The sequence below is a fragment of the Streptomyces sp. NH27 genome (assembly GCF_056859195.1).
In genome coordinates this window covers 1-10,137 of the sequence record NZ_JACEGK010000288.1, presented here as the reverse complement: position 1 = coordinate 10,137, position 10,137 = coordinate 1, and the positions used below count along the sequence as shown (strand labels likewise).

The following is a 10,137-nucleotide window of genomic DNA, read 5'->3' as shown; positions in this document are numbered from 1 at the left end:
GCCCTGGAATCCGCCCACGCGCCTACCCTCCGGGGCGCGGGAGCACGCGTACGTGCCGATCTTGTGGTCCAGCACCGTCAGGGTGCCCTGGAGTTCGGCGATCCGCCGGACCACGTCCACCCGGGTGGACTCCAGCAGCGCCTGCCGCTCGCCGAACGTGTGGTCGCCCGCCCGCACCATCTCCGCGTACGTCACCATGTCCGCGACCGGCATCCCCGTCAGCCGCAACTTCCCGACGAAAGCGAGCCAGTCCAGATCCCGGTTGCTGAACCGGCGCTGGCCGGTGTGCGACCGGTCCACGTGCGGCATCAGCCCGATCCGCTCGTACCAGCGCAGCGTGTGCGCGCTCAGCCCGGTGAACTCCGCGACCTCGCTGATCGTGTACTGGTCCTGCCCGTCCGGCCGCAGATGCGTCTGCGGATCTTCGCAACTCACTGTGTTGCTCGGCTTGCTCTTCGCCACCTGCACGACCGTCATACCTCTTACGCTAAGACCTTCGAGCGCACTCTAGGCAAGGGGATCTGGGTGCCCCTGGTGGTGAGCGCCTTTTCGCGGAAGGAGCAGCACGAAAACAGGGGCGCGGGGAACGGCGCGACCGGCCACCGCGGGCCGCAAGGTCCCTGAACCGACAGAACCCCCCACCCCGTAGGGTCGGTCACCATGAACAGCTTGGACTTGATCGGCCAGTGGCCCGTGGCCAACGCCGCCGCGGGCGTGGTCCGGGCAGACGGCACCGTGGCCGGGACGTACGGCGCCCTCCACCGGCGGTACCCGCTGGCGTCGGTGACGAAGCCGCTCGCGGCGTACGCGGTCCTCGTGGCCTGGGAGGAGGGCGTGTTCGAGCTGGACGACCCGGCGGGCCCGGAGGGCGCGACGGTACGGCACCTGCTCGCCCACGCCTCGGGGCTGGCCTTCGACGCCCCGAAGGTGATGGCGGCCCCCGGCACCCGCCGCATCTACTCGAACTCCGGCTTCGACGCCCTGGGCGACGCCCTCGCGAAGGCGGCCGGCATCCCGTTCGCGGAGTACGCCCGCCAGGCGGTGCTGGAGCCGCTGGGCATGGCGGACACCGCGCTGAACGGCTCACCCGCGGCCGACGGCGTCTCCACCGTCGCGGATCTGCTGAAGTTCGCCGCGGAGGTGCAGGCCCCGCGGCTGCTGCACCCCTCGACCGTGGCGACCGCGACCTCCGTGGCGTTCCCCGGGCTCAAGGGCGTGCTGCCCGGCTACGGCCGCCAGGACCCGAACGACTGGGGCCTGGGCTTCGAGATCCGCGCCGCCAAGTCCCCGCACTGGACCGGCGCGCACTCCTCCCCGGCGACCTTCGGCCATTTCGGCCAGTCCGGCACCTTCCTGTGGATCGACCCGGTCGCCGGCGCGGCCTGCGTGGCGCTGACCGACCGCCCCTTCGGCGAGTGGGCGCTGCCGCTGTGGCCGCAGTTGACGGACGCGGTCCTCACCGAGCTGCGGGCGGCCGGATGACCGCGGACGGGGTGTGGCGTGCGGAGCGCCGCTACGCGGGCGGCGACCCGTCGGCCGGCATCGAGACGCTGCACGCGTTCTCCTTCGCGGGCTTCTACGACCCGGCGAACGTACGGTTCGGGCTGCTACTGGCCTGCAACGAGGAGCGGTTGGCGCCGGGCGCGGGCTTCGCCGAGCACACGCACCGCGACACCGAGATCGTCACCTGGGTGATCGAGGGCGAGTTGGAGCACCGCGACAGCGACGGTGTCGCGACCCGGCTGCGCGCGGGCGACGCCCAACTGCTCAGCGCGGGCGGCGGCGTACGCCATGTCGAGCGCAACCCGGGTGCCGGCCCGGTCCGTTTCCTCCAGATGTGGCTGCACCCGGACCCGGCCGGCGGCCCGTCCCGGCACACCGTCGCCACCGATGTCGCGCCGCCGGGGCCCGGCTCGTATCCGCTCGCGTCCGCCGCGCCGAACGCCCCGCTGCCGCTGCGCCAGCCGCACGCCGCGCTGTATCTGGCCCGCGGCTCGGGCCCGCTGCCCGACGCCCCGTTCCTCTACCTGCACGTGCTGCGCGGCACCGTCCGCGTGGACGGCACCGAACTCGGCCCCGGCGACGCCCTGCGCGCCGCCAACTCCCGTGCCCGGCAGGCCGAAGCGCCCCCCGACGCCGAGTACCTGGTGTGGCGGATGACCGCCGAACCGTCGTACGGATAGCCGAAACGGACAACCCGCCCCCCGCGCGGCCGCACCCATAAGGCAGGCTTGGACCGTGCCTCCTCCCGCGCAGCACCCGCAGAACCCGCAGAAGCGGCAGCCCCCGCACGCCTCCTCGGAGCCGCCGCGCGGCGACCACGCCGCGACCCTGCGGCGGCTGGAGAAGTCCGCCGGGCGGCTGGCCGCGCACGCCATCGCGCGGATGGACGAGCAACTCCCCTGGTACCGGGCGATGCCCCCGGAGAACCGGAGCTGGATCGGGCTCGTGGCGCAGGCCGGTATCGCGGCGTTCACCGAGTGGTTCCGCCACCCCGAGGCGCCGCAGGCGATCAGCACCGACGTCTTCGGCACCGCGCCGCGCGAGTTGACCCGGGCGATCTCACTGCGTCAGACGGTCGAAATGGTGCGCACCACCATCGAGGTCATGGAGTCGGCGATCGACGAGGTCGCCGCGCCCGGCGACGAGGGCGTGCTGCGCGAGGCGCTGCTCGTCTACGCCCGCGAGATCGCCTTCGCCACCGCGCAGGTCTACGCGCAGGCCGCCGAGGCGCGCGGCGCGTGGGATGCCCGGCTGGAGTCGCTGGTGGTCAACGCGGTGCTCTCCGGGGAGGCCGACGAGGGCGTGCTGTCGCGGGCCGCGGCGCTCGGCTGGAGCTCGCCGGACAAGATCGTGGTGGTGCTCGGCACCGCGCCCAACGGCGACAGCGAGTTGACCGTGGAGGCGATCCGGCGGGCCTCCCGGCACGCGAAGCTCCAGGTGCTCACCGGGGTGCTCGGCGAGCGGCTGGTGGTGATCGCCGGCGGTGACGACGACCCGATCCGGGTGGCGAAGGCGCTGATCGGCCCGTTCGCGCCGGGACCGGTGGTGGCCGGCCCGGTGGTCGGCGACCTGCTGTCGGCGACCAGGTCCGCGCAGGCCGCGGCGGCCGGCCTCAAGGCGTGCCGGGCCTGGCCGGACGCGCCACGCCCGGTACTCACCGACGACCTGCTACCGGAGCGTGCGATGGCGGGCGACCGCTATGCTCGCAGTCAGCTGGTGGAGGAGATCTACAGGCCGCTTGAAGAGGCGGGCTCGGCGCTACTGGAGACTCTGAGTGTCTACCTGGAGCAGGCATCCTCGCTCGAAGGTGCCGCACGGATGCTGTTCGTGCACCCCAATACGGTCCGCTACCGGCTGCGACGTGTGACCGATGTCACCGGCTGGTCGCCGTCCGACGTGCGGTCGGCGTTCACCCTGCGCATCGCGCTGATCCTGGGACGACTCTCGGACGGCGACCGGCATCGCTGACACGTTTGTTGGACACCCACAAATCGGCTGACACTTCTTCGTCCTTGTCCCCACGGGCGGTGACACCCGCCCGCGAGAGAGAGTGTGAACGTGCTCGTACTCGTCGCTCCCGGCCAAGGCGCCCAGACGCCCGGCTTCCTGTCCCCCTGGCTCGACCTGCCCGGCGCCGCCGACCGCCTCGCGGGCTGGTCCGACGTGGTCGGCCTCGACCTGGTCCACTACGGCACGAAGGCCGACGCGGACGAGATCCGCGACACGAAGGTGGCCCAACCGCTGCTGGTGGCGGCGGGGTTGCTGTCGGCCGGTGAGCTGGGCCTGTTCGGCAACGGCGGCACCGGACGGCCCGACGTGGTCGCCGGGCACAGCGTCGGCGAGATCACCGCCGCCGTGCTGGCCGGGGTCCTGTCCGAGCAGGACGCGCTGTCGTTCGTGGCCGCCCGCGGCCGCGCGATGGCCGAGGCGGCCGCGGTCACCGAGACCGGCATGTCCGCGCTGCTCGGCGGCGACCAGGGCACGGTGGTCGCCCACCTGACCGGTCTCGGCCTCACCCCGGCGAACATCAACGGCGCCGGCCAGATCGTGGCGGCCGGCACCCTGGAGCAGCTCGCCGCGCTCGCCGAGCAGCGGCCGGAGGGCGCCCGGGTGCGGCCGCTGGCGGTGGCCGGCGCGTTCCACACCGCCCACATGGCCCCCGCGGTGGCCACCCTGGAGGCGCTCGCGCCGACGCTGACCGTCGCGGACCCCTCGTTGCCGTATGTCTCGAACGCGGATGGGCAGAAGGTGGACAAGGGCGCAGAAGTCGTGCGCAGGCTTGTCATGCAGGTTTCGCACCCGGTGCGCTGGGATCTGTGCATGGAAACGTTCAAGGAGCTCGGGGTCACCGCGATCATCGAGGTGTCGCCCGGTGGCACGCTGGTCGGCCTGGCCAAGCGCGCCCTGCCGGGGGTGCGCACCCTGGCGCTGAAGACACCGGACCAGTTGGCCGCCGCACGCGAGCTGGCCGCGGAGGCGGCGGGCACGCCGCCGCAGGATCGACCGGAAGACTCCATCCCGCAGGACGCGACAGAGGAGCACCCGCAGCGATGACAGCGAAGATCAACCCCAGCAAGGGTGCCCCCCACGCACGGATTCTCGGGGTGGGCGGTTACCGCCCGGTCCGGGTGGTCCCCAACGAGGTCATCCTCGAACACATCGACTCCAGCGACGAGTGGATCAGGTCCCGGTCCGGGATCGCCTCCCGGCACTGGGCCGGGCCGGACGAGACCGTCGCCGAGATGTCCATCGAGGCCGCCGGCAAGGCGATCGCCGACGCCGGCATCGACGCCTCCGACATCGAAGCGGTCGTGGTCGCGACCGTCTCGCACTTCAAGCAGACCCCGGCGGTCGCCACCGAGATCGCGCACCGGATCGGCGCGGGCAAGCCGGCCGCGTTCGACATCTCGGCCGGCTGCGCGGGCTTCGCCTACGGCCTGACCCTCGGCAAGGGCATGATCACCGACGGCACCGCCGGCCATGTCCTGGTGATCGGCGTGGAGCGGCTCAGCGACCTCACCGACAAGGAGGACCGGGCGACCGCCTTCCTCTTCGGCGACGGCGCGGGCGCGGTCGTGCTCGGCCCCTCGAAGGTGCCTGCCATAGGACCGACGGTCTGGGGCTCCGAGGGTGACAAGTCGGGCACCATCACCCAGACGGTGGCCTGGGACCAGTTCCGGAGCGGCGACCAGTCGCAGCTCCCGGTGGACTCGCACGGCGAGGTCAAGTTCCCGGCGATCACCCAGGAGGGCCAGGCGGTCTTCCGCTGGGCGGTGTACGAGATGGCCCGGGTGGCCCAGGAGGCGCTGGACGCCGCCGGGGTCACGGCCGCGGACCTGGACGCCTTCATCCCGCACCAGGCCAACATGCGGATCATCGACTCCATGATCAAGGCGCTGAAGCTGCCCGACCACGTCGCGGTGGCCCGCGACGTCGAGACCACCGGCAACACCTCGGCGGCGTCCATCCCGCTGGCGATGGAGCGGCTGCTCGCCTCCGGCAAGGTCAAGAGCGGCGACACCGCCCTGATCATCGGGTTCGGGGCGGGGCTGGTCTACGCGGCCACGGTCGTTACTCTCCCCTAGACACACCTCGCGGCGCCGCAGTCCCGCACGCCGCATCGACAGCGAAACATCAAGGAGCGCCGTAAACATGGCAGCCACCAAGGAAGCGATCGTCGCCGGTCTCGCCGACATCGTGAACGAGATCGCCGGCATCCCCACCGAGGACGTGCAGCTCGACAAGTCCTTCACCGACGACCTGGACGTCGACTCGCTGTCCATGGTCGAGGTCGTCGTGGCGGCCGAGGAGCAGTTCAGCGTGAAGATCCCGGACGACGACGTCAAGAACCTCAAGACGGTCGGCGACGCGGTCGACTACATCCTCAAGGCCCAGGTCTGAGTCGGTCCTACAGCGGCCTCACCCCCCGCGACGGGTCCCCCGCGGGCCCGTGAACAACCGGGACGACGCGCCTGTCGCCCGCCCTTCTAGACGTGGAGAGACAATTCCTGTGAGCCCGACCAATCACACCGTGGTCGTCACCGGTATCGGAGCAACCACACCGCTGGGTGGCGACAGCGCGTCGACCTGGGAAGCACTGCTGGCCGGCCGTTCCGGTGTCCGGACGCTTGCGCAGGATTGGGCAGCCGAACTGCCGGTGCGCATCGCCGCCAGCATCGCCGTCGAGCCGGGCGAGGTCCTGCCCCGGCCGCTCGCCCGCAAGCTCGACCGCAGCGCGCAGTTCGCGCTGATCGCGGCGCGCGAGGCGTGGGCGGACGCCGGGTTCACCGCGAAGGCCGGCGAGGACCCTTCGGTCGACCCGGACCGGCTGGGCACGGTGATCGCTTCCGGCATCGGCGGTGTCACCACGCTGCTCGGCCAGTACGACGTGCTCAAGAACCAGGGCGTCCGCAAGGTCTCCCCGCACACCGTGCCGATGCTGATGCCCAACAGCCCGGCGGCGAACGTCGGCATCGACGTGAACGCCCGCGCGGGCGTGCACACCCCGGTCAGCGCCTGCGCGTCCGGCGCGGAGGCGATCGGCTACGCGATCGAGATGATCCGCACCGGCCGGGCCGACGTGGTGGTCGCCGGCGGCACCGAGGCGGCCATCCACCCGCTGCCCATCGTGGCCTTCGGCAACATGATGGCGATGTCCAAGAACAACGACGACCCCGAGGGCGCCTCCCGGCCGTACGACACGGCCCGCAACGGCTTCGTGCTCGGCGAGGGCGCCGGCGTGGTGGTCCTGGAGTCCGCGGAGCACGCCGCCGCGCGCGGCGCGCGCGCCTACTGCGAGGCGGTCGGCCAGGGCATCTCCGCCGACGCGCACCACATCACGCAGCCGGAGCCGTCGGGGCGCGGAATCGCTTCGGCGCTCCAGCACCTGATGGAGAACACCGACATCAAGCCGGCCGAGATCGTGCACGCCAACGCACACGCGACCTCCACCCCGCAGGGTGACATCGCCGAACTCAAGGCGCTGCGGAAGGTGCTCGGGGACGACGTCGACCACATGGCGATCTCCGCGACCAAGTCGATGACCGGGCATCTGCTCGGTGGGGCCGGCGGGATCGAGACGGTGACGACCGTCCTCGCCCTCCGCAACCGGCTCGCGCCGCCCACGATCAACCTGGAGAACCCGGACCCGGAGATGGACGCGGACGTCGTCCGCGCCGAGCCCCGTCCGTTGCCCGCCGGCACCATCGCGGCGCTCAACAACTCCTTCGGCTTCGGCGGCCACAACGTGGTGCTGGCGCTGCGTACGCTGCCGGAGTAGAGGTTCCCCCGCGCCCCTTTCCTTTGGGGCGCGGGGTTCTTTCGCGGCAGGAGCCGCACGTCCGGGCACCCCGGGAGGTCCGGCTACCCCGGGAAGCTCGCGAAGTAGTTCGCGGCCATGTCCTGCCCGCCGTGGCCCTGTTCGGCCGCGCGCCGGAAGCGTTCCGCCCCGGCCGCCGCGAGATCGAGCCGTACTCCGTTGCGCTCGCCCACATCGGCGATGAGCCGTAGGTCCTTCAAGGCGCCCTCGACCGTGAAGGACGGCGTGTAGTCGCCGGAGCGGATCGTCGCGGCCTTGAGCCGCAGATACGGCGAGTCCATCGGCCCGCCCTCGATCGCCTCGAAGAAGCGGTCCGGGTCCACGCCGAGCGCTTCCGACAGCGCCATCACCTCACCCGTGGCGTTGGTGATCGCCAGCACCCAGCTGTTGAGCACCAGTTTGAGCGCGCTGGCGGCGCCCCCGGCCCCGTCGTCGCCGACCCAGATGACCTTGCGGCCGATCGCCTCGAAGACCGGCCCGGCCAGGGCCTTCGCCGCGGCGGGCCCGGCCGCGAGCACCGTCAGGTCGCCGCTCTCCGCGGGTGCTTTGGTGCCGAGCACGGGAGCGTCGAGGAAGAGCAGGCCGTTCGCCGCCGCGACCGCGGCCAGTTCGCTCTGCGCGTCCGGCCCGACCGTGCTGCTCTGCACCCACACCGCCCCCTGCCTCAGCGCGGGCACGGCGGTCCGCATCACGTCGAGCACGGCGGGTCCGTCGAGCAGCATCGTGAGCACCGCATCGGCGCCCCGTACGGCCTCGGCCGGGTCGGCGGTGACATGCACCCCGGCCTCGGCGAGCGGTTGCGCGCGGGCGATCGTACGGTTCCAGGCGCGGACCTGGTGTCCGGCGGCGGCGAGGTTGCGGGCCATTCCGGCGCCCATGGCGCCGGTACCCAGGACTGCGACGGAGAGCTTCTGCGATGACATGCCGGCAGGCTATTGCGCGGGCCCGGCGAACACAGGGCGGCGTACGGCGGGACGCGAAGCGGTCGTCCGGCTGGTCGTACGCCGGTGCGGCGGCGCAGCGGTGCGGCCGGGCGTGGAGCGGGGCCGCACGGGCTCGTACGGGCTCGTACGGGGTCTCCGTACGGCGGCCGTACGGCACAGGGGCGGTGCGGCCGGGTCAGACCACCTGGTGCAGCCAGCGGACCGGCGCGCCCTCGCCCGCGTATCGGAAGGGCTCCAGTTCGTCGTCCCAGGGCTTGCCCAGCAGCCGGGACAGCTCGGCTTCGAGGTCGGCCTCGCCCTTGCGGGCGCGCAGCATCGCGGCGCGCAGCCGGTCCTCGGGGATGAGGATGTCGCCGTGCATGCCGATGACCGCGTGGAAGATGCCGAGTTCGGGGGTCGCGCTGTAGCGCTCGCCCTCGGCGGTCGAGCACGGCTCGGCGGTGACCTCGAAGCGCAGCAACTGCCAGCCGCGCAGCGCGGACGCCAGCTTCGAGGCGGTGCCGGGCTCTCCCTGCCAGGAGAACTCGGCGCGCCAGGTGCCGGGAGCCGCGGGCTGCCGGACCCAGTCGAGGTTCACACGCACGCCGAGGACGCCCGCGACGGCCCACTCCACATGTGGACACAACGCGCGCGGTGCGGCGTGCACGTACAGAACACCACGTGTCGTCACCGGTACCTCCAGTGTGGGACGAGGTTCGCCTTCCCCAGCGGCCTCACCCTCGAACTGGTTGAACCCGGGGCAACATGACACATTCTGCACTATTCAGCTGAATCAGGACAACTTTGCATCGCCGTCGCCCGCCGACCGTCGACCTCCCGTCAGATCGGTTCGCCTGTCAGGGAAAAAGCTACCCTGCGGCGTCTTCCGGGGGGTGGCGTACGGTCGGGCTGACAGCAGATGTCACCCACTCGTCGGAGGGAAGAAGCGCATGCGGATGCTGTCAGGACATGCTCTGGCACTCACCGTGACCGCGGTTCTGCTGGGCGGATGCGGGTTCGGCGGTGGCTCGCCCGACGGTGGCCGGGGGACGCCTGTCGCACACAGTTCGCATTCCGGGTCCGCCGCGCCTTCCCGTGGCACCCCGCGCAAGGTCGTCCCGGCCCGGCCGTGGAACACCCACCCGAGCACCGTCGCCGCGCTCGGCGACTCCATCACCCGCGGCTTCGACGCCTGCCACCCGCTGTCGGACTGCCCCGATGTGTCGTGGGCGACCGGCGACCGGCAACAGGTGGAGAGCGTCAGCGCGCGGCTGGGCGCCTCCAGCAGTTGGAACCTGGCCGCGTCCGGCGCGCACGTCGCCGACCTGCCCGCCCAGGCCCGCGCCGCGGCGGCCCACCACCCGGCGATGGTCACGGTGCTGATCGGCGCGAACGACGCGTGCGCGGCCGACACCGGCACGATGACGTCGGTGGCCGACTTCCGCGCCTCCTTCGACAGCGCCCTGTCCTCTCTGCACCACACGCTGCCGACCACGCAGGTGCTGGTCGCCAGCATCCCCGACCTGCAACGGCTGTGGTCGGTCGGCAAGGCCAACCCGCTGGGCCGCGAGGTGTGGAAGCTCGGCCTGTGCCCGACGATGCTGGACGACCCGACCTCCGACAGCCCGGCCGCCGACCAGCGGCGCACGGCGGTGCGCGACCGCGTGCAGGCGTACAACACGGTGCTCGGCCAGGTCTGCGCGAAGTACCAGCGCTGCCGGTACGACGGCGGCGCGGTCTTCGCCTACCGCTTCGGCACCGGCGAGCTCAGCGACTGGGACTGGTTCCACCCCAACCAGCAGGGACAGTCTCAACTGGCCCGGATCATGGCGGCGGTGGCGACCCGCCCCGCCACGGCGACGAGTTAGGCCGCACCGTGGAAGCCCCTGCCCC

Annotated in this window: 11 protein-coding genes; 8 read left to right on the top strand and 3 right to left on the bottom strand. The window is 72.2% G+C overall.

Going from position 1 to position 10,137, the window contains the following annotated elements; all coding sequences use genetic code 11:
- A partial coding sequence (locus AC13HU_RS22510) for a MerR family transcriptional regulator (protein WP_483043736.1) occupies positions 1 to 477 on the bottom strand: 477 nt, incomplete at its 3' end.
- 183 nt (positions 478 to 660) lie between these two features.
- On the opposite strand from AC13HU_RS22510, the gene AC13HU_RS22505 reads away from it, so the two are divergent.
- From AC13HU_RS22505 to AC13HU_RS22475, 7 genes are all read left to right on the top strand, one after another.
- A complete protein-coding gene (locus tag AC13HU_RS22505; RefSeq protein WP_483043735.1) occupies positions 661 to 1,482 on the top strand; it encodes a serine hydrolase domain-containing protein in 822 nt (273 codons plus the stop codon).
- Positions 1,479 to 2,183, top strand: a complete 705-nt coding sequence (locus AC13HU_RS22500) for a pirin family protein (RefSeq protein ID WP_483043734.1) — start codon at positions 1,479 to 1,481, stop codon at positions 2,181 to 2,183. Before AC13HU_RS22505 ends, AC13HU_RS22500 begins: the two co-directional genes overlap by 4 nt.
- A 148-nt stretch (positions 2,184 to 2,331) precedes the next feature.
- Complete coding sequence (locus tag AC13HU_RS22495) at positions 2,332 to 3,471, top strand: PucR family transcriptional regulator (protein ID WP_483043737.1); 1,140 nt, start codon at positions 2,332 to 2,334, stop codon at positions 3,469 to 3,471.
- A gap of 90 nt (positions 3,472 to 3,561) precedes the next feature.
- The gene (locus AC13HU_RS22490) at positions 3,562 to 4,557 is read left to right on the top strand and encodes an ACP S-malonyltransferase (RefSeq protein WP_483043733.1); all 996 of its coding nucleotides are present in this window, start codon (positions 3,562 to 3,564) and stop codon (positions 4,555 to 4,557) included.
- Positions 4,554 to 5,588, top strand: coding sequence for a beta-ketoacyl-ACP synthase 3 (locus tag AC13HU_RS22485; protein WP_483043732.1), 1,035 nt, complete (start codon positions 4,554 to 4,556; stop codon positions 5,586 to 5,588). The genes AC13HU_RS22490 and AC13HU_RS22485 overlap by 4 nt, the downstream gene beginning before the upstream one ends.
- A 67-nt stretch (positions 5,589 to 5,655) precedes the next feature.
- Positions 5,656 to 5,904, top strand: coding sequence for an acyl carrier protein (locus tag AC13HU_RS22480; protein ID WP_483043731.1), 249 nt, complete (start codon positions 5,656 to 5,658; stop codon positions 5,902 to 5,904).
- 109 nt (positions 5,905 to 6,013) lie between these two features.
- Positions 6,014 to 7,282, top strand: a complete 1,269-nt coding sequence (locus AC13HU_RS22475; protein WP_483043730.1) for a beta-ketoacyl-[acyl-carrier-protein] synthase family protein — start codon at positions 6,014 to 6,016, stop codon at positions 7,280 to 7,282.
- Positions 7,283 to 7,365: 83 nt separating this feature from the next.
- Here the strand turns inward: AC13HU_RS22475 and AC13HU_RS22470 are convergent, their stop codons facing one another.
- Both AC13HU_RS22470 and AC13HU_RS22465 read right to left on the bottom strand, forming a co-directional pair.
- On the bottom strand, positions 7,366 to 8,244 hold the full coding sequence (locus tag AC13HU_RS22470; RefSeq protein ID WP_483043729.1) for an NAD(P)-dependent oxidoreductase: 879 nt from the start codon (positions 8,242 to 8,244) through the stop codon (positions 7,366 to 7,368).
- Between the two features lie 196 nt (positions 8,245 to 8,440).
- Positions 8,441 to 8,935, bottom strand: coding sequence for a DUF3145 domain-containing protein (locus tag AC13HU_RS22465; protein ID WP_483043728.1), 495 nt, complete (start codon positions 8,933 to 8,935; stop codon positions 8,441 to 8,443).
- 265 nt (positions 8,936 to 9,200) lie between these two features.
- Between AC13HU_RS22465 and AC13HU_RS22460 the strand changes: the two genes are divergently transcribed.
- Positions 9,201 to 10,112, top strand: a complete 912-nt coding sequence (locus tag AC13HU_RS22460) for an SGNH/GDSL hydrolase family protein (RefSeq protein ID WP_483043727.1) — start codon at positions 9,201 to 9,203, stop codon at positions 10,110 to 10,112.
- Positions 10,113 to 10,137 lie beyond the last annotated feature (25 nt).